This is a genomic window from Streptomyces barkulensis, from assembly GCF_002843305.1.
GTDB classification, from domain to species: Bacteria; Actinomycetota; Actinomycetes; order Streptomycetales; family Streptomycetaceae; genus Streptomyces; species Streptomyces barkulensis.
Genome location: NZ_PGSG01000043.1, coordinates 1 through 22,889 on the forward strand (window position 1 = coordinate 1; position 22,889 = coordinate 22,889).

Annotated in this window: 22 protein-coding genes; 11 read left to right on the forward strand and 11 right to left on the reverse strand. The window is 74.4% G+C overall.

What is annotated here, in order from left to right:
* Positions 1 to 144 precede the first annotated feature (144 nt).
* Entirely contained in the window at positions 145 to 891 is a 747-nt protein-coding gene (locus tag CUT83_RS09965; protein ID WP_101254054.1) for a transposase family protein, read from the forward strand.
* Between the two features lie 100 nt (positions 892 to 991).
* Entirely contained in the window at positions 992 to 1,516 is a 525-nt protein-coding gene (locus tag CUT83_RS09970) for a P-loop nucleotide/nucleoside kinase family protein (RefSeq protein WP_101255501.1), read from the forward strand.
* Between the two features lie 171 nt (positions 1,517 to 1,687).
* Here CUT83_RS09970 and CUT83_RS09975 read toward each other — a convergent pair whose 3' ends face one another.
* The 3 genes from CUT83_RS09975 to CUT83_RS09985 all read right to left on the reverse strand — a co-directional run bounded on the left by CUT83_RS09975 (position 1,688) and on the right by CUT83_RS09985 (position 4,187).
* Positions 1,688 to 2,680, reverse strand: a complete 993-nt coding sequence (locus CUT83_RS09975; protein ID WP_101255502.1) for an NADPH:quinone oxidoreductase family protein — start codon at positions 2,678 to 2,680, stop codon at positions 1,688 to 1,690.
* An 89-nt stretch (positions 2,681 to 2,769) separates the two neighbouring features.
* Positions 2,770 to 3,381, reverse strand: coding sequence for a TetR/AcrR family transcriptional regulator (locus tag CUT83_RS09980; protein ID WP_101255503.1), 612 nt, complete (start codon positions 3,379 to 3,381; stop codon positions 2,770 to 2,772).
* Positions 3,382 to 3,407: 26 nt separating this feature from the next.
* Positions 3,408 to 4,187 carry an SDR family NAD(P)-dependent oxidoreductase gene (locus CUT83_RS09985; RefSeq protein WP_101255504.1) on the reverse strand — a complete coding sequence of 260 codons (780 nt, stop codon included), beginning with the start codon at positions 4,185 to 4,187 and terminating at the stop codon, positions 3,408 to 3,410.
* A gap of 195 nt (positions 4,188 to 4,382) precedes the next feature.
* Between CUT83_RS09985 and CUT83_RS09990 the strand changes: the two genes are divergently transcribed.
* Together CUT83_RS09990 and CUT83_RS09995 are read left to right on the forward strand one after the other, a co-directional pair.
* Positions 4,383 to 4,919, forward strand: a complete 537-nt coding sequence (locus CUT83_RS09990; protein ID WP_240957867.1) for a hypothetical protein — start codon at positions 4,383 to 4,385, stop codon at positions 4,917 to 4,919.
* A 242-nt stretch (positions 4,920 to 5,161) separates the two neighbouring features.
* Positions 5,162 to 5,626, forward strand: coding sequence for a MaoC family dehydratase (locus CUT83_RS09995; protein ID WP_101255505.1), 465 nt, complete (start codon positions 5,162 to 5,164; stop codon positions 5,624 to 5,626).
* 25 nt (positions 5,627 to 5,651) lie between these two features.
* Here the strand turns inward: CUT83_RS09995 and CUT83_RS10000 are convergent, their stop codons facing one another.
* Complete coding sequence (locus CUT83_RS10000) at positions 5,652 to 6,374, reverse strand: TetR/AcrR family transcriptional regulator (RefSeq protein WP_101255531.1); 723 nt, start codon at positions 6,372 to 6,374, stop codon at positions 5,652 to 5,654.
* A 143-nt stretch (positions 6,375 to 6,517) separates the two neighbouring features.
* Positions 6,518 to 7,678, reverse strand: coding sequence for an acyl-CoA dehydrogenase family protein (locus CUT83_RS10005; protein ID WP_101255506.1), 1,161 nt, complete (start codon positions 7,676 to 7,678; stop codon positions 6,518 to 6,520).
* 66 nt (positions 7,679 to 7,744) lie between these two features.
* Here CUT83_RS10005 and CUT83_RS10010 point away from each other — a divergent pair, with 66 nt between their 5' ends.
* The gene (locus tag CUT83_RS10010; protein WP_101255507.1) at positions 7,745 to 8,404 is read left to right on the forward strand and encodes a TetR/AcrR family transcriptional regulator; all 660 of its coding nucleotides are present in this window, start codon (positions 7,745 to 7,747) and stop codon (positions 8,402 to 8,404) included.
* Here the strand turns inward: CUT83_RS10010 and CUT83_RS10015 are convergent.
* The 3 genes from CUT83_RS10015 to CUT83_RS10025 form a co-directional block, all read right to left on the reverse strand.
* Positions 8,401 to 9,483, reverse strand: a complete 1,083-nt coding sequence (locus tag CUT83_RS10015; RefSeq protein WP_165869443.1) for a Zn-dependent alcohol dehydrogenase — start codon at positions 9,481 to 9,483, stop codon at positions 8,401 to 8,403. The two genes, CUT83_RS10010 and CUT83_RS10015, sit on opposite strands and share 4 nt — an antisense overlap.
* A gap of 126 nt (positions 9,484 to 9,609) precedes the next feature.
* A complete protein-coding gene (locus CUT83_RS10020; protein ID WP_101255508.1) occupies positions 9,610 to 11,028 on the reverse strand; it encodes an aldehyde dehydrogenase family protein in 1,419 nt (472 codons plus the stop codon).
* A gap of 56 nt (positions 11,029 to 11,084) precedes the next feature.
* On the reverse strand, positions 11,085 to 13,496 hold the full coding sequence (locus CUT83_RS10025; RefSeq protein WP_101255509.1) for a molybdopterin oxidoreductase family protein: 2,412 nt from the start codon (positions 13,494 to 13,496) through the stop codon (positions 11,085 to 11,087).
* Between the two features lie 213 nt (positions 13,497 to 13,709).
* On the opposite strand from CUT83_RS10025, the gene hmgA reads away from it, so the two are divergent.
* The 3 genes from hmgA (at position 13,710) to CUT83_RS10040 (ending at position 17,297) form a co-directional block, all read left to right on the forward strand.
* Positions 13,710 to 15,050 carry a homogentisate 1,2-dioxygenase gene (hmgA, locus tag CUT83_RS10030; protein WP_101255510.1) on the forward strand — a complete coding sequence of 447 codons (1,341 nt, stop codon included), beginning with the start codon at positions 13,710 to 13,712 and terminating at the stop codon, positions 15,048 to 15,050.
* A 175-nt stretch (positions 15,051 to 15,225) separates the two neighbouring features.
* Entirely contained in the window at positions 15,226 to 15,975 is a 750-nt protein-coding gene (locus CUT83_RS10035; RefSeq protein WP_101255511.1) for a GntR family transcriptional regulator, read from the forward strand.
* 128 nt (positions 15,976 to 16,103) lie between these two features.
* The gene (locus tag CUT83_RS10040; RefSeq protein ID WP_101255533.1) at positions 16,104 to 17,297 is read left to right on the forward strand and encodes a type ISP restriction/modification enzyme; all 1,194 of its coding nucleotides are present in this window, start codon (positions 16,104 to 16,106) and stop codon (positions 17,295 to 17,297) included.
* Positions 17,298 to 17,485: 188 nt separating this feature from the next.
* Here CUT83_RS10040 and CUT83_RS10045 read toward each other — a convergent pair whose 3' ends face one another.
* Positions 17,486 to 17,752 carry a hypothetical protein gene (locus CUT83_RS10045; protein WP_101255534.1) on the reverse strand — a complete coding sequence of 89 codons (267 nt, stop codon included), beginning with the start codon at positions 17,750 to 17,752 and terminating at the stop codon, positions 17,486 to 17,488.
* A gap of 177 nt (positions 17,753 to 17,929) precedes the next feature.
* Here CUT83_RS10045 and CUT83_RS10050 point away from each other — a divergent pair, with 177 nt between their 5' ends.
* From CUT83_RS10050 to ybiA, 3 genes are all read left to right on the forward strand, one after another.
* Entirely contained in the window at positions 17,930 to 19,027 is a 1,098-nt protein-coding gene (locus tag CUT83_RS10050) for a protein kinase domain-containing protein (protein ID WP_101255512.1), read from the forward strand.
* Positions 19,028 to 19,100: 73 nt separating this feature from the next.
* On the forward strand, positions 19,101 to 20,222 hold the full coding sequence (locus tag CUT83_RS10055; protein ID WP_338104155.1) for a DUF5925 domain-containing protein: 1,122 nt from the start codon (positions 19,101 to 19,103) through the stop codon (positions 20,220 to 20,222).
* A gap of 29 nt (positions 20,223 to 20,251) precedes the next feature.
* Entirely contained in the window at positions 20,252 to 20,812 is a 561-nt protein-coding gene (gene ybiA / locus CUT83_RS10060; protein WP_101255514.1) for a riboflavin biosynthesis intermediates N-glycosidase, read from the forward strand.
* 7 nt (positions 20,813 to 20,819) lie between these two features.
* Here ybiA and CUT83_RS10065 read toward each other — a convergent pair whose 3' ends face one another.
* Complete coding sequence (locus CUT83_RS10065) at positions 20,820 to 21,200, reverse strand: GntR family transcriptional regulator (protein WP_101255515.1); 381 nt, start codon at positions 21,198 to 21,200, stop codon at positions 20,820 to 20,822.
* A 146-nt stretch (positions 21,201 to 21,346) separates the two neighbouring features.
* Entirely contained in the window at positions 21,347 to 22,729 is a 1,383-nt protein-coding gene (locus tag CUT83_RS10070; protein WP_101255516.1) for a helix-turn-helix domain-containing protein, read from the reverse strand.
* Positions 22,730 to 22,889 lie beyond the last annotated feature (160 nt).

Genomic DNA, 22,889 nt, shown 5'->3' on the forward strand with positions numbered 1-22,889 from the left:
TGAACGCTTCTCATCCTGTGGTTCGTGGGTGATGGCGGCTGGTGGTCGGGGGGCCGTAACGCGGCAGGGCTCCTGGTCGTTGCGGCTGGTGATCTCACTCGCCAACGTCTCGACACAGGAGCCCTGTTGGTCCCGTATCGTGCCATGCTCGACGTCCCCCACGAAGTCGTGGAGCACGTTTCCTGGCTCATCTACGCCCGAAGGCGTGAGCTGAACTCCCGCTGGCGGAAGCTGGGCTGCTTCCGCCAGGCCCTGCTGGTCCTGGTGCACCTGCGCAAGAACGAGACCCTGGCCCAGGCCGCAGCGGGGTTCGGCATCTCCACCGCCACCGCCGGCCGGTACGTGAGCGAAACGGTCGACCTCCTCGCCGAGCGCGCCCCGAGCCTGCACGAGGCCCTGCGCGAGCTGCCGCCGGAGGGGTTCGTCATCCTCGACGGCACTTTGATCACTACCAACCGCATCGCGGCGGACGAGCCGTACTACTCGCAGAAGCACCGCCGCCACGGGATGAACGTGCAGGTCATCGCCCGCCCGGACGGCACCCCGCTCTGGTTCTCCCGCGCGACACCGGGCCGCACGCACGACCTGACCGCAGCCCGCGCCCACGGTGTGATCCAAGCCTGCCTGTCCCGTCAGCTCCTCGTCCTGGCCGACCGCGCCTACCAGGGCGCCGGCGCGACCGTCCGCACCCCCTACTACGGTCATCGCGACCTGCCCGAGCACTACCAGCAGTACAACCGCGACCACGCCCGGCTGCGCGCCCCGGGCGAACGCGCCTTCGCCCGCCTCAAGCAATGGCGGATCCTCCGCAAGGCCCGGTGCAGCACCAACCGCATCGGTCGCACGGTCGCCGCCGTTCACGCCATCGAGATCGCCTGGCGCTCAGGATGAGAAGCGTTCACTGGAAGCAAAGACCGAGAACCTGCGGTTCTCTGCCCGGATCTTCCCCTCTGTCCATACCTGCGGCCCTCACGACGCTAACGTCAAGTTCATGATCGTATGGCTCAACGGCACCCACGGCGCAGGCAAGACGACGACCAGCACACTCGTACAACAGCTCATCCCGAACTCACGGGTGTTCGACGCCGAGAAAGTCGGCGAGACACTCATGGACATCAAGCCCGGGCTGCCCGCGACGGACAACTTCCAGCACTGGCCACCGTGGCGGCCCCTCGTGGTCGAGACCGCCCGGCGCATCCTCGACTACACCGGCGGCACCCTGGTGATGCCCATGACAGTCTTGATCGAGCAGTATTGGCGCGAGATCAGCTCGGGCCTTGCCCAGCACGATATTCCGGTCCGGCACTTCGTCCTCCATGCCGACCAGGACACCCTCCGCGCGCGCATCGCGGGCGACACCGTTCTCGGCCCCAACTCCCCGTTCCGCCTCCAGTACCTTGAGCCCTACGCTGAGGCAGCCCGCACGTGGCTGCACGCCGAGGCCGAGGTCGTCGACACCACGCACCTCACGCCCGACCAGGCCGCCCAGCAGATCACAGAGGCCGTCAGGAGCTGAGAGAACGACCCTCCGGCGTCAACCCTCGCAGGTGACAACAGGCCTACCTATGTGACAACTATCGTGCTTCGGCTCAAGCGCTCGGCTGTCCGCCCACCCGCGAGCGCCGTGTGCCCCGAGCCGCCCAGCGGTCCGGGGACACACGGCGCCGGCGGGTGGGCCGGCAACGGCTCAGGGCTGGATGACGACGCGGCCGGTGGTGGTGCCGTCGGCGACGCGCTGGACGGCGTCGGCCGCATCCTCCATCGGTACGCGCTCGCTCACCAGCGGCTTGATCGCGCCCTGTTCGGCGAGCCTGGTCAGCTCCTGGTGGCAGGCGCGGACGGCGGCCGGGTCCTGGGTGTTGTACAGACCCCAGTGCAGGCCGAGGATGGCGTAGTTCTTCACCAGGGCGTGGTTGAGGCCGGGGCTGGGGATGGCGCCGCTGGCGAAGCCGACGACCACGATCCGCCCCTCGAAGGCGACGCACTTGGTGGATGCGGTGTATGCGTCGCCGCCGACGGGGTCGTAGACCACGTCCGCGCCGTGGCCGCCGGTGGCCTCCTTGACCGCCTGGGCCAGGCCCTTGACGCCGTCGACGGCGCGCCGGTCGATCACCGTCTCGCAGCCCAGCTCCCGGGCCACCGCGGCCTTCTCGGGGCCGCCGACGACGCCGATCACCTTCGCGCCCGCCGCCTGGCCGAGCTGGACGGCGGCGCTGCCCACTCCCCCGGCGGCGGCGTGGACCAGCAGGGTCTCGCCCGGCTGGAGGCGGGCGCGGCGGTGGAGGCCGAACCAGCCGGTCTGGTAGCCGATGTGAAGGGCGGCGGCCTCGGCGTCGTCCAGCGCAGCGGGCGCGGGGGCGCAGTGGGACTCGTCGACCGTCACCAGTTCGGCGAAGGCGCCGTGGGGCAGGTCGGGCTGGGCGATGACGCGGGTGCCGGTGGCGGTGGAGGTGCCCTCGCCGGCCGCCACGACCTCGCCGCACAGCTCCACACCGGGGGTGAAGGGCAGCGGGGGCCGTACCTGGTAGTGGCCGCGGCACAGCAGCGCGTCGGGGAAGTTGACGTTCGCCGCCCGTACGCGCAGCAGGAGGCGGCCGGGGCCCGGCTCGGGGTCCGGGACCTCCTCCAGCCGCATCGCCTCGCGCGGTTCGCCGTTGCTGTGGACGCGCCATGCCTTCACCTGAGGCCTCCGCCTTGGGTAGTGGGTCGTGTGGGGTCGTGGGTTGTGCCGGGTTCTTCGGGTGGTCCGTAAGGCGCCGAGTTGGGGGTCTACGGCCGCAGGGCCCGCAGCAGCAGGTCCGCCAGGTGGTCGGCGACCTCCTGCGGGGTCATGCGCCCGCCGGGCCGGTACCAGGTGCTGAGGTGGTGGACGGAGCCGAAGTGGTAGTCCACCACCAAGTCGGCCGGGGTGGCGGTGGAGAACACCCCCGCCTTCTGCCCCTCCTCGATCAGGGCGCGGAACCGCTCGTGGTAGCGGCGGCGTTCGGAGCGCACCTGCTTCTGCTTGTCCTCGCTGAGCTGGTGCATGGAGCGGAAGAAGATCGAGGCGTCGTCGAGGTTGTCGATGGTGGTGACGACGACGTCGGCGGCGGCGTCGCGCAGCCGCCGCTCCACGGGCGCGTCGGAGGAGGCGAAGGCGTCCAGCCGCTCCTGCTGCAGGCGCAGCACCCGGCCGTAGATCTCGTGCAGCAGGTCGTCCTTGGAACCGAAGTAGTGGTAGAGGGCGCCCTTGGTGACGCCCGCCGCCTCGACGATCTCCTGGACGGAGGTGCGGTCGTAGCCGCGGTCGGCGAACAGCCGGGTGGCGGCGGCCAGCAGCCGCTGCGGGACGGGCTGGGTGGGGGCGGCGTCGTCCTGCCGCTGGTTCGCCGGGCTCGTCATGGCGGTTCCTCCTGCTGCTCGTGGCCTTACCGGGCCTGCTGGTCCCGCTGGATTGTCTCCAGCTTCCGCTGCACATGATTCATGCCGTCCAGCCACTTGTCGGTGTCGGATGCCCGCGCGACGGCGTAGCGGCCGGCCTCCGGGTGCGGCAGGACCAGGAAGCGTCCGGCGTCGACGGCCTCCAGGGTGGCGCGGGCGACGTCCTCCGGCTCGATGGCGGTGGGCCTCAGCACCAGGTCGCCGGCGGTGGAGGCGGAGTCGAGCATGTCGGTGCGCACGCCCTGCGGGCACACGGCGTGGACGTCGATGCCGCGGTGGCGGTAGGTGAGCGACAGCCACTCGGCGAAGGCGAGGGCGGCGTGCTTGGAGACGCTGTAGGGCGCGGAGCCGACCATGGTGAGCATTCCGGCGGCCGAGACGGTGGCGACGAAGCGGCCCCGGCCGCGCTCCAGCCACTCGGGCAGCAGCTCGCGCGCCGCCCGGACGTGGGCCATGACGTTGACGTCCCAGGCTGCGTCCCAGACGGCGTCGGCGGCCTCGGGGCCGCCGCCGGGGGCGATGCCGGCGTTGGCGCAGAAGACATCGATTCCGCCGCCGAGGGCCTCGCGGGCGGCGGGGACGACCTCCGAGGCGTCGCCGGGCACTGCCGTGGCGCCGATCTCGCGCGCGACGGCCTCGGCCTTGCCGGCGTCGAGGTCGTTGACGACGACCCTGGCGCCGCGTGCGGCGAAGGCGCGTGCGAGGGCGGCGCCGATGCCGCCGCCCGCCCCGGTCACCACGACGCCCGAGTCCCGCAGGTCCTCCATGTGCCCACCCTTCGTCTCGTTCCGGTCGCCGACGGTGGTCGTCTTCCGGCCGCTCCCGGTGATCCACCGACTTCCTGCACAGACTAACCAGTCGGTATGTGGCATCGGAAGATTCGGGGGCACACGGATCCATTGGAGGGTCCGGTACGTCCCAGCGATGACGGCTGTGGTCGATTACGTCGGAGGTGGTACGCGTTGGCCGGTTTCAATGCCCTGGCGGAACAGGTCCGTGATCCCGGAAGAGACCCGTCCCAGCGCAGGCAGGCCCTGCGCAAGTGCCTGGAGCGCTTCGCCCCCTACGGGCACCGCGCCACCTGGCACCACCTGTGCGCCCGCGCGGGTATCTCCCCCGACGACCGCAGCCCCGATCCGGATCGGCTGGTGGCCGCGCTGGAGGAGCTGGAGGAGGCCCGGGAGGTGTGGCTGGCGTACGAGCGCGACTTCGCGCGGCGGCGCAGGGAGCAGAAGCACGTCGGCGTCCGGCAGCCGCCGGGCGACGCCTGGCACCGCCGGTGCTGGGGCGGTCGCGGGCTGCTGCCCGTGGAGGACCCCGGCGCCGCGCCGCCCGCCCCGCTGGCGGAGGTGCTGCGGCGGCTGGTCCGTGAGGCGGAGGCGCGCGAGGCACGGCGTGCGGCGCAGGCGATGCACAGCGCCGAGCGGGCCCTGGGGGCCCGGCGGCCGGGTGCGGTGGCGCACGGCGGCGGCGCCGGAAGGATGGCGGTCAGCGGCTGACACCCGCGGTCGGCACGGGCGGCCCGGATGACCCCGGCGGCCCGGTGGAGCATGGCGCGTCACGGCGGGCCCCGGATCTTCCGGGGCCCGCCGTGACGCGCCATACGTGTACGGGGAGACGGGCCCGGCCGTTGACATGCCCGACGCCCCCGACCATGCTGAGCAAGCGCTTAGTAGCGTGTACCGACACAACGGACACACGGACACACGGACACCACGCATGGTTGGGGAGGCGAGCTTCGATGGCGGAGCCCCGGGTTTTCACATCGGTCGACGAGCTGAAGGCCGCTGTCGGCGAGGAGCTGGGCACCAGCGACTGGCTGGAGGTGGACCAGAAGCGGATCGACCTGTTCGCGGACGCGACCGGCGACCACCAGTGGATCCACGTCGACCCGGAGAAGGCCGCCGCCGGCCCGTTCGGCACGACCATCGCGCACGGCTATCTGACGCTCTCGCTGCTGCCGGTGCTGGTGCCGCAGCTCATCCGCGTCGAGGGCGTGCGCATGGGCATCAACTACGGCGTGAACAAGGTCCGCTTCCCCTCCCCCCTGCCGGTCGGCTCGCGGGTGCGCGCGACCGCGCGGATCACGGAGGTCTCCGAGGTGGGCGAGGGCTGCGTCCAGTTCGCCTCGGTGGTGACGGTCGAGCGTGAGGGCGGGGAGAAGCCGGTGTGCGTCGCGGAGAGCGTCGTGCGCTACTACCTCTGACGCCCTCCCCCGCCGTCCGCCGGGCTCACGCGCCCCGGCCGGCTCCGCCCGCGGTTCCGTCGGCGGGGCCGGCCGGGGCGCCGGCCATCCTCAGCACCAGTCCGGCGTAGAGCTCGCCGATCTCCTCGGGGGTGCGCGTGCCGCCGGAGCGGAACCAGCGGGCGACGTCGACGCAGAGCGAGAGCACGGCCAGGGCCGTGCCCCGGACGTCGGGGACGGTGAAGTCCCCGGCGGCCACCCCGTCCTGAAGGATGCCGCGCAGGATCTCCTCGCTGCGCCGCCGCAGGGCGACGATCTCGGCGTAGTGCTCCTCGGCCAGCGCGTTCAGCTCGTACTGCACCACCCGGGCCGTGGTGTGGCGCTCGGCGTGCCAGCGCACGAAGGCGCGCACCGCGGCGGCGAGCCGGTCGGCGGGGGACACCGCGCTGTTGCCGGCCTCGGTGAGGATGCGCACCGAGCGCTCGTGGCCCACCCGGCTGATCTGGTAGAGCAGCTCTTCCTTGGTGCGGTAGTGGATGTAGAGGGCGGCGGGGCTCATTCCGGCGCGGGAGGCGATGTCCCGGGTGGTGGTGGCGTGGAAGCCGCGCTCGGCGAAGGCCTCGACGGCCGCCAGCAGCAGCCGGCGGGCGGCGTCGGGGGCCACCTCGCCCCAGGAGTCGTCGGGCCCTCCGGCGCCGTCCGCGGCGTTCCCCGCTGCGTTCTCGGTGTTCTCGGTGTTCTCGGTGTTCCCGGTGTCCGCGGCGTCCATGGCGTCCGCGCTCTCCACGGACTCCGCTCCCGTCTCCGCAGCCATCAGCACCTCGCCCGTTCGTCCCGCCGGGCGAACACCATACAACGGTTGCTGAGCAGTCGCTTAGGGAGCTGGGGCGCGCGGGAAACCCCGGAGGGCGGTCAGAAGGCCGACACCCCGGTCAGCGAGCGGCCGATGAGCAGCTTGTGGATCTGGCTGGTGCCCTCGTACAGGGTCATCACGCGGGCATCGCGCAGCAGCTTGCCGACGGGGTACTCGTCGATGTAGCCGTAGCCGCCGAAGACCTGGAGGGCGTTGTTGGCGGCGCGCACGGCGGCCTCGGAGGCGTAGAGCTTGGCGACGGAGGACTCGGTGGCGAAGGGCAGGCCCCGGTCGATGTGGTCGGCCACGCGCCAGGTCAGCAGCCGGGCGGCGTCGACGTCCACCGAGATGTCGCTGATCAGCTCCTGGACGAGCTGGTGGCGGGCGATGGGCTTGCCGAACTGCTCGCGCTCGGCGGCGTAGGCCACGGCCGCGTCCAGCGCCGCCTGGGCGATGCCGACGCATCCGGCCGCCACCGACATGCGCCCCTTGGCGAGGGCGGACATGGCGACGGAGAATCCCTTGCCCTCCTCGGCGATGCGGCAGTCGTCGGGGACGCGGACGCCGTCGAGCACCAGCTCGGCGGTGGCCTGGCCGCGCAGGCCGAGCTTGCCGTGGATCTCCCGGCGGGTCAGGCCGGGGGTGTCGGTGGGGACGAGGAAGGCGGTGATCCCCTTGTGGCCGGGCTCGGTGCCGGTACGGGCGAAGAGCAGCACCACGTCGGCCCAGGTGCCGTTGGTGATGAACATCTTGGTGCCGTCGATGATCCAGTCGCCGCCGGGGCCGCCGTCGCGGCGGGCGCGGGTGGTGAGGTTGGCGGCGTCGGAGCCGGTGCCCGGCTCGGTCAGGCCGAAGCAGCCGATCGCCTCGCCGGCGCACAGGCCCGGCAGCCACCGCCGCTTGTGCTCCTCGTTCCCCCAGGCCGCGATCGACTTGGCGACCAGGCCGAGGGAGACCGACAGCACCCCGCGCACGGCGGAGTCCCCGCGCCCCAGTTCCTCGGTGACCAGGCAGTACGCCAGGTGGTCGCCGCCGGACCCGCCGTACTCCTCGTCGATGGTCAGGCCCAGGAAGCCCAGGTCGCCCAGGGACTTCACCACGGACCGGTCGATGCTCTCGGCGCGGTCCCACTCGGCGGCGTGCGGGACGATCTCCCGGTCGACGAACTCCTTGGCGAGCTGCCGTACGGCAGCCTGCTCCTGAGACAGCTCCAGATCCATGCCCAATAAACTAGCAGCGCTAGTTGCAGCTTCACAGATACCGGACGAGACCCGAGGATGTGATCCGTGGCACGCCCACGTACCCCCCTGCTGAGCCGCGAGCGGATCGTGGCGGCGGCGCTCGCGCTGGTGGACGGCGAGGGCCTGCCCGCGGTGTCCACCCGCAGGCTCGCCGCCGAGCTGGGCGTCAGCGGCCCGTCGCTGTACAACCACTTCCGCACCAAGGACGAGATCCTGGACGCGGTGGCCGACGCGGTGTGCGCCGATGTCGACCTGTCGATGTTCACCGACGGCACCGACTGGCGCGAGGCGCTGGTGGCCTGGGCCCGCTCCTACCGGGCGGCGCTCAGCGCGCATCCGAACATCGTCCCGTACCTGGCACAGGGTCCGGGCCGGCGCCCCAGCCAGCTGCGGATGGCCGACGCCGTCTACGGCGCGATGCTGGACGCCGGGTGGCCGCGCGCCCACGCGACCCGCATCGGCGCGCTGATGCGGTACTTCGTGGCCGGCTCCGCCCTGGGCTCCTTCGCCCGCGGCTTCGTCGACGACGCGGCGCTGTACGAGCGCGACTACCCGCATCTGGACCAGGCCCATCTGCTGGCCGAGCACCAGCAGCGCGTCGACGAGGGCGCCTTCGAGACGGGTCTGCGCGCCCTCGTCGACGGGCTGGCGCTCCGGTTCCCGGGCCGGGAGCGGGCCCGGGAGGCGGAGGGCCGTGAGCGTTAGAAGACCACCAGCGCCCGGCCGCCGCGTCCGGCGAGCATGGCCTCGAAGGCCTCCGGCACCTCCTCCAGACCGATCCGGTCGGTGACCAGCGCGCTCAGGTCCAGCCGTCCGGAGCGGACGTGCTCGGCGAGGACGGGCAGGTCGCGCGCGGGGTCGCAGTTGCCGTAGACGCAGCCGGACAGGGTGCGGGCGAAGTGGAAGATCTCCAGCGGCGAGAAGGAGACCTGGCTGTCCTTGCCGCCGATGCCCACCACCGAGGTCCGTCCGCCGCGCCGGGTGGAGGACCAGGCGGCCCGGATGGTCTCCGCGCGGCCGACGCACTCGACGGCGGCGTCCGCGCCCAGCCCGCCGGTGATCTTCCGGACCTCCTTGGCGGTGGTGTCGGAGGCGATCAGGAAGTCGGTGGCCCCGGCGCGGCGGGCCAGCTCCTCCTTGCCCGGGGAGACGTCCACGGCGACGATCCGCTCCGCGCCCGCGATCCGCGCCGCCTGGATCACCGCCAGGCCGACCCCGCCGGCGCCGAAGACGGCCAGCGACTCGCCCTCGCGCAGACGGACGCTGTGGTTGACCGCGCCGTAGCCGGTCAGGACCGCGCAGCCCAGCAGGGCCGCGTCGGCCAGCGGCACGCCGGCGGGCAGCGGCAGCACACCGCGCTCGGCGACGACCGTCTCCTGCGCGAACGCGGCCGTGCCCAGCCCCGGATACAGGTCGCGGCCGTCGGTGGAGCGGGCGTAGGGGACGCCGCTGGCCGCGTTGGCCTCGGTGCACAGCCAGGGCTCGCCCAGCTTCGCGCAGAAGTGGCAGCTCCCGCAGGCGGGCGCCCAGTTGAGGACGACCTCGTCGCCGGGGGCCACGGTCGTGACGCCCTCGCCCACCGCGGTCACGGTGCCCGCGCCCTCGTGGCCGAGGACGGCGGGCACGGGCTGGCGCAGGGTGCCGTTGGACAGCGACAGGTCGGAGTGGCAGACCCCGGCGGCGGTGAGGCGGACCCTCACCCGGCCGGGGCCGGGCTCCGGCAGGTCGATCTCCCCCATCTCCAGCGGGGCTTTGACGGCGGGCAGGACCACGGCGCGGACCACGTGGCGTCTCCTCTCACGTCCTGGGCGGACGGGCTGCTTGCGGTGGGGTCGGGCGGGCGGATCGGGCGGGCGGCCGGCTGGACAGGCGGCCGGACGTGCGGCCGGGCGTGCGGCCGGGCGAGGCGCTCAGAACTGCAGGGACTTGGTCTGGAGGTACTCGGTCAGGCCGTGCGGGCCCAGCTCCCTGCCCACGCCGGACCGCTTGTAACCGCCGAAGGGCGCGAGCGGGTTGAACCGGCCGCCGTTGATGTCCACCTGGCCGGTGTGCAGACGGCGGGCGAAGGCGGTGGCCGTCTCGTCGTCGGCGGCCCACACCGCGCCCGACAGCCCGTATTCGGAGTCGTTGGCGATCCGGGCGGCGTCGTCGGCGTCCTCGTAGCGCAGGATGCTCAGGACCGGGCCGAAGATCTCCTCGCGGGCGATGGTCATCTCGGGGGTGACGCCGGCGAAGACGGTGGGGCGCACGTAGTAGCCGCGTTCCATCCCCTCGGGGGCGTCCGCGCCGCCCGCGACGAGGGTGGCGCCCTCCTCGGTCCCGGTGCGGATGTAGCCGGTGACGCGCTCGCGCTGTCCGGCGTTGACCACCGGGCCCAGGCGCGTGGCGGGGTCGGTGGGGTCGCCGGGGACGTACTTGGCCGCCGCGGCGGCGGCGATCCCCACGGCCTGGTCGTAGTGGTCGGTGTGGACCAGCATGCGGGTCCAGGCGCTGCACGTCTGGCCGGCGTTGGCCATCACGTTGCCCACGCCGATCTTCACGGCCTTCACCAGGTCGGCGCCGGGCAGGATCACGTTGGCGGACTTGCCGCCCAGCTCCAGCGCGACCCGCCTGACCGCGCCGCCGGCGATCGCGCCGATGCGGCGGCCGACGGCGGTGGAGCCGGTGAAGGAGACCATGTCCACGCCGCCGTGCTCGGCCAGCGCCTGCCCGGCGACCGGGCCGCGCCCGGTGACGAGGTTGAACGCCCCGGCCGGCACCCCCGCCTCGGCCACGGCCTCGGTGAACAGCCGCGCGACCAGCGGGGTGTCCTCGGCGGGCTTGAGGACCACCGTGCAGCCGGCCGCCAGGGCCGGGGCGACCTTGGCGACGATCTGGTGCAGCGGGTAGTTCCAGGGGGTGATGGCGCCGACGACGCCGACCGGCTCGTGCAGTACGCGGGAGTTGCCCAGCCTCTCCTCGAAGGGGTGCTCGGCGGCGAGCTTCGCGTACGTGCCGGCGACCGTGGTGGGCAGGTCGGCGTGGACGGCCTGCGAGAAGGACAGCGGGGCGCCCAGCTCCGCGGTGACGGTGGCCGCGATCTCCTCGCGGCGGGCGGCCAGGGCGTCGTGCAGCGCGCCGAGCCGGGCCGCGCGCTCGGCGGGCGGTGTGGCGGCCCAGCCGGGCAGGGCCTCGCGGGCCGCCGCCACGGCCGCGTCGACGTCCTCGGCGGTGCCCGCCGGGACGGTGCCGATGATCTCCTCGGTGGCCGGGTCGACGACCTCGATCGTCTCCGTGCCCGCGGCGGGGCGCCACCGTCCGTCGATGTACATGCCGTTGTGTGCCTGCATGACCCCAAACTAGCGGCGCTAGTTTGGGGTGTCAGCAGGACGGCGCATGCCGTGGATCACACGGAGGACCCGGCGGCGGCCGAGGAGGCCGGTCCGGACTCCGGGGCGGCCCCCTCGGCGGGCGTCTCCGCGGATGTCTCCGCGGGGGCCACCCGGACCGGGAACCCGTTGAGCACGGCGGTCCCCGACAGCGGGTCCAGCAGCCGCCCGTCCAGGAGCTGGTTGACGTTGACCCCGGGTTCGGCGGAGGCCACCGGCGTCCGGGTGCCGGGCCGGTCGTGACCCCAGCCGTGCGGCAGGCTGACGACCCCCCGGGCCACCTCGTCGGTCACCTCCACCGGTGCCCCAACGGTGCCCCCGTCGCCGGTGATCTCGGCGAGGGAGCCGTCGGCCAGGCCGAGCCGGGCGGCGTCGGCGGGGTGGACGTGGAGGGTGCAGCGGTTGCTGCCGCCCTTCAGGCCGGGGACGTTGTGCATCCAGCTGTTGTTGGAGCGCAGATGGCGGCGGCCGACCAGCACCAGTGCCCCGGAACCCCCCTGACGGTCCGCCAGGAATCGGTGCAGCCGGGGTATGTCGGCGGCGACCGGCTCCGGGCACAGCTCGACCTTGCCCGAGCGGGTGCGCAGCACCTCGGGAAGCCGGGGGCGCAGCGGGCCCAGGTCGATGCCGTGGGGGTGCTCCAGCAGCTTCGCCAGGGTCAGGCCGCCCGGGCCGGCGCCGAAGCCGTCGCCGTAGGGGCCCAGCCGCAGCATCATGTCCAGCCGCCGCTCGGGGCCGCTCTCCCCGTTCAGCAGGCGGGTCAGCTCTTTGGTGTCCCGGCCGTGGACGGGGGAGAGCGGGTCGGCGACGGCGGCGGACAGGGTGTGCTCGACGACCATGGCGTCGACCGACTCCGGGTCGGCCTCCGGCGCGCCGGAGGCGCACAGCACCAGGCGGGCCAGGATCGCGCTCTCGCTCATCTCCCCCTCGCCCAGGGGGATCACGGGCCGGGTGTAGCGCGCCTGGTTGCGGACGGCCAGGGCGTTGAAGCTGAAGTCGAAGTGCGGGGAGCGGGAGGGCGGGGGCGGTGGCAGCACCACATGGGCGTGGCGGGAGGTCTCGTTGAGGTACGGGTCGACACTGACCATGAAGTCCAGCCCCGCCAGGGCCTTCTCCAGCCGGGCGCCGTCGGGCGCGGAGAGCACGGGGTTGCCGGCGACGCAGACCAGCGCCCGTACCCGTCCCTCGCCCGGAGTGTCGATCTCCTCGGCCAGCGCGGCGGCCGGGAACTCCCCCTTGACCTCCGGGTGTCCGCCGACCCGGCTGCGCCTGCGGCCGGTGGCGAAGCCCCGGCCCGGGGCGGGCGGCCGGGGGGCGCGGGCGGTGGCCGACAGCGGGAACATCGCGCCGCCGGGCCGGTCGAGGTTGCCGGTCAGCGCGTTCAGGACGTCCACCAGCCAGCTCGCCGTGGTGCCGAACTCCACGGTGGTGCTGCCGATACGGCCGTAGACCGCGGCGCGCTCGGCGGCGGCCAGTTCGCGGGCGAGGGTACGGATGACCTCCGGCTCGACGCCGCAGGCCCCGGCCACGGCCTCGGGGGTGAAGTCGGCCGCGAGGCGGGCCACGTCCTCCACGCCGCCCAGGTGCTCCCCGGCCGCGCCGGTGTCGACCAGGCCCTCGGCGAAGAGGACCTGGACCATCGCCATCAGCAGCAGGGCGTCGCCGCCGGGCCGCACGGCCACGTGCCGGTCGGCCAGGCGCGCGGTACGGGTGCGGCGCGGGTCGACGACGGTGAGGGTGCCGCCACGCCGCCGCAGGGCCTTCAGCCGACCGGGGAAGTCGGGGGCGGTGCACAGACTGCCGTTGGATTCCAGCGGGTTGGCGCCGACGATCAGCAGATGGTCGGTGCGGTCCAGGTCGGGGACGGGGATGGCCAGGGGGTCGCCGTAGAGCAGTCCGCCGGAGGCGTGCTTGGGCATCTGGTCGAGGGTGGAGGCGGTGAAGACGTTGGGGGTGCGCAGCGCCTTGACCAGCAGGGGCGGGTAGAGGGCCCCGGCGACGGTGTGGACGTTGGGGTTGCCCAGGAAGAGGGCGACGGCCCGGGGGTCGCCGCCGGCCGGGCCGTCACCGTCCAGGACACGACCCAGCCCCTCGGCGACCGCCGCGAACGCCTCCTGCCAGCTCGCCTCCCGCAGTTCGCCGTCACGGCGGACCAGGGGGCGGGTCAGGCGGTGGGGGTCGGTGTCCAGTTCACCGATGAGGGCCCCCTTGGGGCAGACGAAGCCGCGGCTGAAGACGTCGTCGCGGTCGCCGCGGGCCGCGGTGATCCGTTCCCGTCCGCCGTCACCGGGGGCGACCGTGACGACCAGGCCGCAGGTGGCCTCGCACAGCGGGCAGATCCGCAGCGCGGTACGGGAGCCGGCGCCCGCGGACGGGCCGGTCCGTGCGCTGGGCTGCCCGCTGGGCTGCGTGGTGACACTCTCCGGCATCGGTCCCCCTGGTGAGCGGTGTCCGGGTGGGCGGTGCGGTCCGACGGCTCCATACCGACCGGACGGTAAGTGAACCTTAGCCCCGTCACCCCCCGGCCGCCCAGGGGTGGGAGCCGAAACGGCGGCGCGCCCGTCCAAGACGCGCCGTTGACGTGCGGACCCCCGCATTCCTATGGTTGACAACAGGAAACCCTGAGCACCGGGAGCGTTGCGATGAGTGGCACCACAAGCGGTTTCGAGCAGGCGCGCAGGACCGCGGAGGGGCTGGCGTACTCCTCCGGCTTCGGCAACGAACACGCCTCCGAAGCCGTTCCGGGAGCGCTCCCCGTCGGCCGCAACTCCCCCCAGCGCGCACCCCTGGGGCTCTACGCGGAGCAACTCAGCGGCACCGCCTTCACCGAGCCGCGCGCCCACAACCGCCGCTCCTGGCTGTACCGCATCCGTCCCTCGGCCGCCCACCCCCGCTTCGTCCGCGCCGACGGCGGCTCCCTGCGCGGCGCGCCCTTCACCGAGACCGAGCCCGACCCCAACCGGCTGCGCTGGGACCCGCTGCCCGACCCCGCCCCCGGCACCGACTTCCTGGACGGGCTGTGGACCCTGGGCGGCAACGGCGACGCCACCCGGCGCGAGGGCGTCGCCATCCACCTGTACGCCGCCAACGCCCCCATGGAGCGCCGGGTGTTCAGCTCCTCCGACGGCGAGCTGCTGATCGTGCCCGAGCGCGGCGGCCTGCTGCTGCGCACCGAGTTCGGCCTGCTGCGCGCCGAGCCGGGCCACATCGCGCTGATCCCCCGCGGGGTCCGCTTCCGCGTCGAGCCGCTGGACACGGTGGTGCGCGGCTACGTCTGCGAGAACATGGGCCGCCCCTTCGTCCTGCCCGACCTCGGCCCCATCGGCGCCAACGGCCTGGCCAACCCCCGGGACTTCATGGCCCCCACCGCCGCGTACGAGGACGTGGAGGGCCCGGTGGAGGTGGTCAACAAGTTCTGCGGCGGCCTGTGGACGGCCACCTACGACCACTCCCCGCTGGACGTCGTCGCCTGGCACGGCAACCTGGTGCCCTACGTCTACGACCTGCGCCGCTTCAACGTGATCGGCAGCATCAGCTACGACCACCCCGACCCGTCGATCTTCACCGTCCTCACCTCGCCCTCGGACACCCCGGGCCTGGCGGGCGTGGACTTCGTGGTCTTCGCCCCGCGCTGGCTGGTCGGCGAGGACACCTTCCGGCCGCCGTACTTCCACCGCAACGTGATGAGCGAGTACATGGGCCTGATCGAGGGCGCCTACGACGCCAAGACCGCCGGCCCCGGCGGCTTCGTCCCCGGCGGCGGCTCGCTGCACAACATGATGTCCGCCCACGGCCCGGACCGCGAGACATTCGACCGGGCCAGCGCCGCCGAGCTGGTCCCGCAGAAGGTGGACGACGGGCTGGCCTTCATGTTCGAGACCCGCTGGCCGGTGACGCTGACCGCCCAGGCGCGCGACGCCGGACACCTCCAGCACGGCTACGACGACGTGTGGCAGGGCCTGGAGCGCCACTTCCGGCAGTGATCCGGCAGTGATCCGGCAGTGCTCCGGGAGTGATCCGGGAGTGAGGGGCCGCATCCGAAGGCGATGGCGCGTACCGTGACCCACGACGTACCGCCGCACCGCCGCCGCGTCACGGTGCCGTGACGCGGCGGCCCGGCAACACCCGGCAACCCAGCCTGGCCGTCCGGAGGCCGCCGTGACCACCTTCGCTCCCGACTCGCTCGCGCTGAACCGCAAGCTGCCGCTGTGGTATCAGGTCTCGCAGTCCCTGCGCGCCTCGATACTCGGCCGCTCCCCGGGCGCGCCCCTGCGCCTGCCCACCGAGGAGCGGCTCGCCGAGCACTACGGCGTCAGCGTGCTGACCATGCGCCAGGCGCTCAAGGAGCTGGAGAACGAGGGGCTGATCTCCCGGCACCGGCGGCGCGGCACCTTCATCGAGCCGAGTGCCCGCAGCGGGTCCCCCGTGCGGCTGCTCGGCTCGGTGGACGCCATCGTGGCCCAGCAGTCGGGCGAGGAGACGGTGCTGCTGGGGCACGGCGCCGAACCGGTCCCCGGGGAGCTGGCCGAGTACTTCCCGGACCTCACCGAGGCGGTGGCCTACCGGCGGCTGCGCCGCGACCGGGAGACGGGCGAGCCGACCAACTGGGCGGAGAACCTCGTCCGCCCCGAACTGGCCGGCCGCATCGATCTGGAGGACCTGGCGCGCTGGCCCATGACGAAGGTGCTGCGCGACGCCGTGGGCGTGCGCATCAGCCGCATCACCGACACCGTCCAGGCACGGCTGGCCGACCCGGAGACGGCCGGACTGCTCCAGGTGCCGCTGCTCAGCCCGATCCTGCACTACACCGGCGTCACCTACGACGAGAGCGGACGGGTGGTGGACGTGGCCCGCATCCACTACCGCGGCGACCGCTTCTCCTTCTCCGTCACCGTGGAGGCGGACTGATCCGCGCCGGACCGGTCCACGTCCGTAGCATGCGTGCGGCAGGCCGTACGGGAAGGGCAGCGGGGAGGGAAACGGTGGGTGCCGGGACGGGCGGCGACAGCGGCCGGGGCGTTCCGCTCGACGAGCTGATGCCCTGGTCGGTCCGGACGGTCCGGCCGGGCCGGGACTGGGTGACGGCGCCGGACGCGGCGTCGCTGCGGTCCCGCTGGGCCGCGCTGCTGCGGGCCTTTGGCGACGAGCGCGCGGCGCTGTTCGTACCCACCCGCGCCCGCACCACCCGTACCGCCGTCTCCCGGCTGCCCGGCCCCGCCGCGGACGCGGGCGCCCCCACCGGCCGGCTGGACCGGGAGGACGGGCCGTGCCCGGAGCCGGTGCGGGTGCTGTGCGGGCCTTACGACCGGCAGTGGCTGATACCGGACCACCGCCTGCTCGACGCCGCCCGGCCGGAGCTGTGGCGGGTCGCCGACGACCGGCAGATCCTCCTGGTCGAGCCCCCGGCCGCGCCCCGCTCCCCCGCCCCGGAGCCGGTCTTCACCGAACTGCTCCCGGTCGGGGCCGCCTCCCGGGCCGGCCGCGTACGCCCCCTGTACCGGCGCCCCGGCGGGCGCGAGCCCAACCTCGCCCCCGGCCTGCCCGGCCTGCTGGCCGGGGTACTGGGCGCACCGGTGACGGCCGAGGACGTGCTGGCCTGGACGGCCGCCGCGGTACGCCCCGCCCCCGGCGCCCCGGGCGGCCATGCCGTGCCGCTCACCGCGGACGCCGGGACGTGGCGGGAGGGCGTCGCGCTGGGCCGCGAGGTGCTGCGGGCGCACACCCGCGGCGCCCGCTGCGGCGACGGCGCCCGCCCGCGCCTGCCCGGCGGGCGGCGCCCCTACGTACGGGCCGCGCTGCCCGAGCACCCGGCCCCGGACGAGCTGCGCCACGACGCGCGGGAGGAGACCCTGTGGGTGGGAAACGGCCGGATAGCGCCGGTGGCGCGCGGCGCCTGGGAGTTCGAGGCCGGCGGCGTCCGGGTGCTCGCCGACTGGTTCGCCCGCCGTACGGCCCCGGCCGCGCCCGGCACCCTGGCGGCGGTGCGCCCGAAGGCCTGGCCGCCCCGGTGGACCTCGGAGCTGCTGGAGCTGATCACCTCGCTCACCCTCCTCGACGGGTTGCGCGGGGCGCGCGCCGAGTTCGCCGGCCGGCTGGACGGGAGTCCGGTGGTGGGGGTGTCCGCGCTGCGGGAGGCCGGTGTGCTGCCGCCGCCTCCGGCGGCGCGGCGCCCGGCCTCCGTGCTGGACCACCGCGAGGAGGGGCCGGAGGGGCAGCTGGCGCTGCTGTGAGAAGCCGGTTCCCACCGGCGGCGGGCGGCCGCGGAAGCGGGGTGCGGGGAGAGCGCGCCGGGAGAGTGCGGGAGGCGGCCGGGGCCGGGTGGTGACACCCGGCCCGCCGCGGGGAGGCCGGTCTCCCGGAGTCCTGAGCCGAAACCTTCATCCTCCGGCCCGGGCGCTGCGGGTATGGCCGGGCGTGGTCAGGCGTGGCCCCCGAAGAGGGAGCGCCGCAGCCGCCGCAGCGGCGCGAAGAGGGAGACCCGCGCGCCCCTGTTGCGGGAGCGCATGTGCACCGCGTCGCGCGCGGTCAGTTCGCGCATGAGCAAGGTCGCCTCCACCGTGTCATCCTGGGAGACGGCGGGCCCCGCCAGCACGCTCAAGTGCCGGTCCAGGCGCGAACCGGTCGCACCGCTCCCGCACTGGATCGCAGGGACCCGCGCCCTGCTGCGTACCGTTATCTGTTCCATGACACTCCCCACCCAAACGAGGGCTCCCGGCCCGGGCAGGGTAACCCTATCTCCCGACCGTGACCCACGGGTATTCCGGTCACTCGATCCACCTTCCCCGCAAGGGGGTTGACGAACACCGTACGAGACAACAGCATCCGACCGGCCCCATGGCGGGGCCGGGGACGGGGGACGAGGATGAACACCGGTGACGACGGACGGCTGCTCGCCGACCGCTATCGCCTCGCCGCCGAGCTGGGCCGCGGCGAGGTGGGCGTGGTCCGGCAGGGACGCGACGAGGTGCTGGGCCGCGAGGTCGCGGTCAAGGAGGTGCGGGCCGCGGAGGAGCTCTCCCCGGCCGAGGTGCGCGCCCTCTACTCCCGCCTGGAACGGGAGGCCATGACCGCCGGGCGCATCTCCCACCGCAACGCCACCACCGTCCACGACGTGGTGATCGAGGACGGCCGCCTGTGGATCGTGATGGAACTGGTGCGGGGCCTGTCCCTGGCCGCCGCGCTGGAGGCCGGGGGGCCGATGTCCCCGGCCGGCGCCGCGCGGATCGGCGCCGAGGCCGTCTCGGCGCTGCGCAGCGCTCATGAGGCGGGCATCACCCACCGCGACATCAAGCCGTCCAACATCCTGCTGGGAAACGACAACAGGGTCGTCCTCACCGACTTCGGCACCGCGCAGGTGAAGGCCGGCACGGCGCACGACCGGCCCGGTGCGCCGGTCGGCCGGCCCGAGTTCCTGGCCCCGGAGTGCGCCCGGGGCCAGGACCCGGGCCCGGCCGCGGACCTGTGGGCCCTGGGCGTGGTGCTGTATCTGGCCGTGGAGGGCGTCTCGCCGTTCCGCCGCGACACCCCCGAGGGGACCCTGCGCTCCCTCGCCGCGTACACCGACGCCGATCTGCCGCCCATGCGGCGGGCGGGCGCGCTGGCGCCGGTGCTGGAGGGGCTGCTGCGGGCGGACCCGGCCGAGCGTACGGACGCCGCCCGGGCGGAACGGCTGCTGCGCGTGGCCGCGGCCGGCGGCGGCCCGCGCGCCGCCGCCCCCTCCTCCTCCCCTTCCTCCTCTCCTTCGCCCTCACCCTCGTCCGGTGAGGACGAACGCGGTGAGGACGGGAACGGCGGGAACGGCGGAGGCGGAGGCGGAGGCGGAGGCGGAGGTGGAGGCGGACGCCGGGACGCGCCGGGCTCCTGGGACGCCGACCGGGGGCCGCGCGGGGTGCCGGCGCTCATCGCCGGACTGCTGATCCTGCTGCTGGCCGCCCTCGCCGTGGCCGTCGCTCTGCGCTGAGCATCCGCCGAATCCCGGCGAGGCGCCGGAAACCTGCGTGCGCACGGGCCCCCCGTGCCCGATCATGGGGGCCATGTGTGCCGACCGCCGTGCCGTGCCGACCGAGGAGTCGCTGCCCATCCGGCTCAACATCGACGACAGCGACTCCCCCTCCGACGTCATCGACGCCCTCTTCCTGGGGCGCTTCACCACCGGTGAGCAGCCGCACGCCCGCAGCCGCTCCCTGGAGCGGGTGCGCAAGGGCATGGCCCTGCTGCCGCCGGGAGCGGCCGTGCTGCGCTCGGCCCGCGACGGCGACCGCGGCGCGACGCTGGCCGAGGGCGACGGCTGGACGGTGCTGGTCTCCCGCTGGTCCCGCGGCGCCGACGTGACCGTGACGGCCGTCAGCGAGGAGCTGGCGGAGCGGACGCTGAAGGCCGCGGTGGAGGACGCGGAGGACGAGCCCGAGCCCCGGCCGGACGACGTCACCATGGGTTTTTGGTACAACTCCCCGCGGCGCGGCCCGTACCGCACCACCCGCCGGATCACCGCCGGAAGCTGGGAGGAGATCCGCGGCAACTACACCGCCCCGGTCGCCGAGGCCATGGACGGGCTGATGAAGACCACCCCGGACGACATCACCGGGCGGCTGCTGCTGCTCCACGGCCCGCCGGGCACCGGCAAGACCTCCGCCCTGCGGACGCTGGCGCGCTCCTGGCAGGACTGGTGCCAGGTGGACTGCGTGCTCGATCCGGAGCGGCTGTTCAACGAGGTCGGCTATCTGATGGACATCGCCATCGGCGAGGACGACGGCGCCCCGGACCGGCCGGGCCGGGAGCGCTGGCGGCTGCTGCTCCTGGAGGACTGCGACGAGTTGATCCGCGGCGAGGCCAAGCACGCCACCGGCCAGGCCCTGTCCCGGCTGCTGAACCTCACCGACGGGCTGCTGGGCCAGGGCCGCAACGTCCTGGTCGGCCTGACCACCAACGAGGACCTGGAGCGGCTGCACCCGGCGGTCGTCCGCCCCGGACGCTGCCTGGCCCGCATCGAGGTCGGCCCGCTGACCCGCTCCGAGGCCGTGAACTGGCTCGGAGCCGAGGAGGGCGTCGGCCGCGACGGGGCGACCCTGGCCGAGCTGTACGCGCTGCGCCGCGGCTCGGGCCCGGCCTCGGTGCCGCCGCAGCCCGGGCGGTCGGACGAGGGGATGTACCTGTGACACCTCCCCACCGGGCCGCCGGGGAGCGCGTGGACGATCCGGTGGCGGAGCTGATCGGGCGGCAGACGCGCGGGGAGCGGATCAAGTACCTCCACTTCTGGGGACACACCCCGCCCCGGGGGCGGGACGACGGCTCGCCCGGTCCGTGGTGCCTCAGCCAGTGGTGGCCCTCGCCGTTCACCGTGGACGGCGTCCCCTACCCCACCGCCGAGCACTGGATGATGACCGCCAAGGCGCGGCTGTTCGGCGACGCGGCGGCCGAGGAGCGGATTCTCGCCTCGGCCGAGCCGGGCGCGGCCAAGGCCGCGGGACGTGCGGTGCGGGGCTTCGACGAGGAGGTCTGGGCCCGGCACCGCTTCGGCGTCGTGGTCGAGGGCTGCGTCCACAAGTTCGGGCAGCACGGCGAGTTGCGGGCGTTCCTGCTCGCCACGCGGGGGCGGGTGCTGGTGGAGGCCAGTCCGCTGGACCGGATCTGGGGCATCGGGCTGGCCGCGGACGACGAGCGGGCGCCGGACCCGGCGCGCTGGCGCGGGCTCAACCTGCTGGGCTTCGCCCTGATGGCGGCCCGGGAGCGACTGGAGACGGGCTGAGACGACGTCAGTCCCGGCGGTCGTACTCGGCGGCGACCGCCTCCTCGGCGGCGGCGAGTGCGGCGGCCCGGTCCAGGCCCAGGCGCCGCGCCCGCCGGGCGTACGCCCGCGCCGACGTCGCGGCCTCGCGTGCGGCGGTGTCCCCGCCGGCGGCGACGAAGCTGCCGTGGCGGCCCCGGGTCTCGATCACCCCGTCGGCCTCCAGCGCGCGGTAGGCCTTGGCCACCGTGTTGGCCGCCAGTCCCAGCTCCCCGGCGAGTCCGCGCACGGTGGGCAGCCGGTGGCCGACCGGCAGCCCGCCGTCGCGGGCCTGTTCGGCGATCTGGGCGCGCACCTGCTCGTAGGGGGCGACGGGGGCTTCCGGGTCGACGGTGATGCTCAGGGGCACGGCACTTCTCCTGCGGCGGGATCGGATCATCGGATGGCGCGGGTGCGCGGGTGCGCGGGTGCGCGGGTGCGCGGGTGCGCGGGTGCGCGGGTGCGCGGGTGCGCGGGTGCGCGGGTGCGCGGGTGCGTCGATTGTGCACCAGCACGTCAGCCGCGCTCCCAGATCCCGGTCTCCGGCGCCCAGCGGTACTCCGGCCGGCCCTCCGTGCCGCTGGTGCGGAAGGGCCGGCCGCCGTCGTCGATGCGCAGGGTGCCGCTGTCCTCCCCGCTGCTCCACTCCACCTCGACGTACCAGTCGCAGTCGCAGCCCTCGGTCCGCGCCTCCACACGCAGCGCGAGGGGGTCGTCGGCGGTGACGCGGTACGGCAGACGGGTGGCGGGCAGCTCCCTGCCGTCCTCGCCGTCGTAGCCGTCCACGGGTTCGGCGAGCGGGCGGCGGGCGTCCAGGTCGGCTGTGAAGGCGGCCGGGGTGAGCGATCCGCCGCAGCCGTCGTCCATCCGGTAGACCGGCCGGCCCAGGGGGGCCCGGCGTTCGGCCACCCGGATGTGCAGGGCCTCCACCACGACGGGGGCCGTCCCGGTGCCGTACACGGTGGCCTCCACGATGGTCTCGCCGCCGTGCACCGCACCGAGGGCGCCGGCCCAGGAGGGCGCGTCCTGCGGGGCCGGCGGCGGAGGGACCCGGGAGGGCGGCGAGTCGATCAGATAGCGGTGACCGCAGCCGTGCCGCCACACGTGGGAGCGGGCGGACCAGCTCAGCGGAGCTGCTTCCGGCGCACTGCCGTGCTCGCGCTCCCGGTCGCCGCCGTTCGGCATCCGGGAGGAGCCCGCCCGCGGGGTGCGGCCCGGTTCCGCGCCCTCTCCGGTTTTCCCGTCCTCCCGGCCCCCGGCCGGGGACGGGGGCCGGGAAGGCGAGGGGACGGAAGGAGACGCGGAGGGGGGTGAGGCGTCGGTGCCGCCGCCGGTCCCCGGTGCGGAGGCGGCCGGTCCGCCCGCGGCGCGGCGCTCCGGGCCGGTGCGGTCGGGGAGGACGTACGGCGCGGCGGTGACCGCGACGGCGAGGACCACGGCGAGTACGGCGATCGCGGTGGGCACGGTCGGCAGCGGCCACCGTCCGGGCCGAAACCGGGGCCCGGGCCGGAGCCGGCTCCGCCGGGGAGCGGACTCGGGCTCGGGCTCGGGATCCGGCTCGGGATCCGGCTCGGGATCCGGCTCGGGATCCGGCCCGGAGCGGGCTTCGGGAACGCTCCCCACCGGCCCCGGCCGCTCCGGTTCCCTTCCGCGCAGCGCGTCGGCCCGCATCCACCGCCGGTGCAGTTCCAGCAGTTCCCCGGGAGTCGCGCCGCACAGTCTCGCCAGCCGTTCCACGGGGGCGTACCGAGCCGGTACCGCCCGGCCGTTGCAGTACCGGTGCAGTGTGGAGGTGCTGGTGTGCAGCCGGCGCGCCAGCGTGCCGTAGCTGTGGCCCGACCGCTCCTTCAACTCCCTCAGGAAGGAGGCGAACTCCTCCGTCTCCCGTGCGGCCCCCATGGCATCCCCCTCGTCAGCGCCGTTCCGGGAGCGCGTTCCAGGCACGCGCGTTTCCACAGGTCAGCCTAGGCGCGAACGTTCCCGCGTCCCGCTTGTTCCGGAATGTGTTGCCGCCGTACGACAAGGCGCTCCAGGCTCGTGGTGCCGGGTCGCCGACCAT

Bases quoted from the DNA above. Each gene is read 5' to 3' on its own strand.
- CUT83_RS09965 (WP_101254054.1), top strand. From the start codon at position 145: ATGCTCGACGTCCCCCACGAAGTCGTGGAGCACGTTTCCTGGCTCATC.
- CUT83_RS09970 (WP_101255501.1), top strand. From the start codon at position 992: ATGATCGTATGGCTCAACGGCACCCACGGCGCAGGCAAGACGACGACC.
- CUT83_RS09980 (WP_101255503.1), bottom strand. From the start codon at position 3,381: ATGACGAGCCCGGCGAACCAGCGGCAGGACGACGCCGCCCCCACCCAG.
- CUT83_RS09985 (WP_101255504.1), bottom strand. From the start codon at position 4,187: ATGGAGGACCTGCGGGACTCGGGCGTCGTGGTGACCGGGGCGGGCGGC.
- CUT83_RS09995 (WP_101255505.1), top strand. From the start codon at position 5,162: ATGGCGGAGCCCCGGGTTTTCACATCGGTCGACGAGCTGAAGGCCGCT.
- CUT83_RS10000 (WP_101255531.1), bottom strand. From the start codon at position 6,374: ATGGACGCCGCGGACACCGGGAACACCGAGAACACCGAGAACACCGAG.
- CUT83_RS10005 (WP_101255506.1), bottom strand. From the start codon at position 7,678: ATGGATCTGGAGCTGTCTCAGGAGCAGGCTGCCGTACGGCAGCTCGCC.
- CUT83_RS10020 (WP_101255508.1), bottom strand. From the start codon at position 11,028: ATGCAGGCACACAACGGCATGTACATCGACGGACGGTGGCGCCCCGCC.
- CUT83_RS10025 (WP_101255509.1), bottom strand. From the start codon at position 13,496: ATGCCGGAGAGTGTCACCACGCAGCCCAGCGGGCAGCCCAGCGCACGG.
- hmgA (WP_101255510.1), top strand. From the start codon at position 13,710: ATGAGTGGCACCACAAGCGGTTTCGAGCAGGCGCGCAGGACCGCGGAG.
- CUT83_RS10040 (WP_101255533.1), top strand. From the start codon at position 16,104: ATGCCCTGGTCGGTCCGGACGGTCCGGCCGGGCCGGGACTGGGTGACG.
- CUT83_RS10045 (WP_101255534.1), bottom strand. From the start codon at position 17,752: ATGGAACAGATAACGGTACGCAGCAGGGCGCGGGTCCCTGCGATCCAG.
- CUT83_RS10050 (WP_101255512.1), top strand. From the start codon at position 17,930: ATGAACACCGGTGACGACGGACGGCTGCTCGCCGACCGCTATCGCCTC.
- CUT83_RS10055 (WP_338104155.1), top strand. From the start codon at position 19,101: ATGTGTGCCGACCGCCGTGCCGTGCCGACCGAGGAGTCGCTGCCCATC.
- CUT83_RS10070 (WP_101255516.1), bottom strand. From the start codon at position 22,729: ATGGGGGCCGCACGGGAGACGGAGGAGTTCGCCTCCTTCCTGAGGGAG.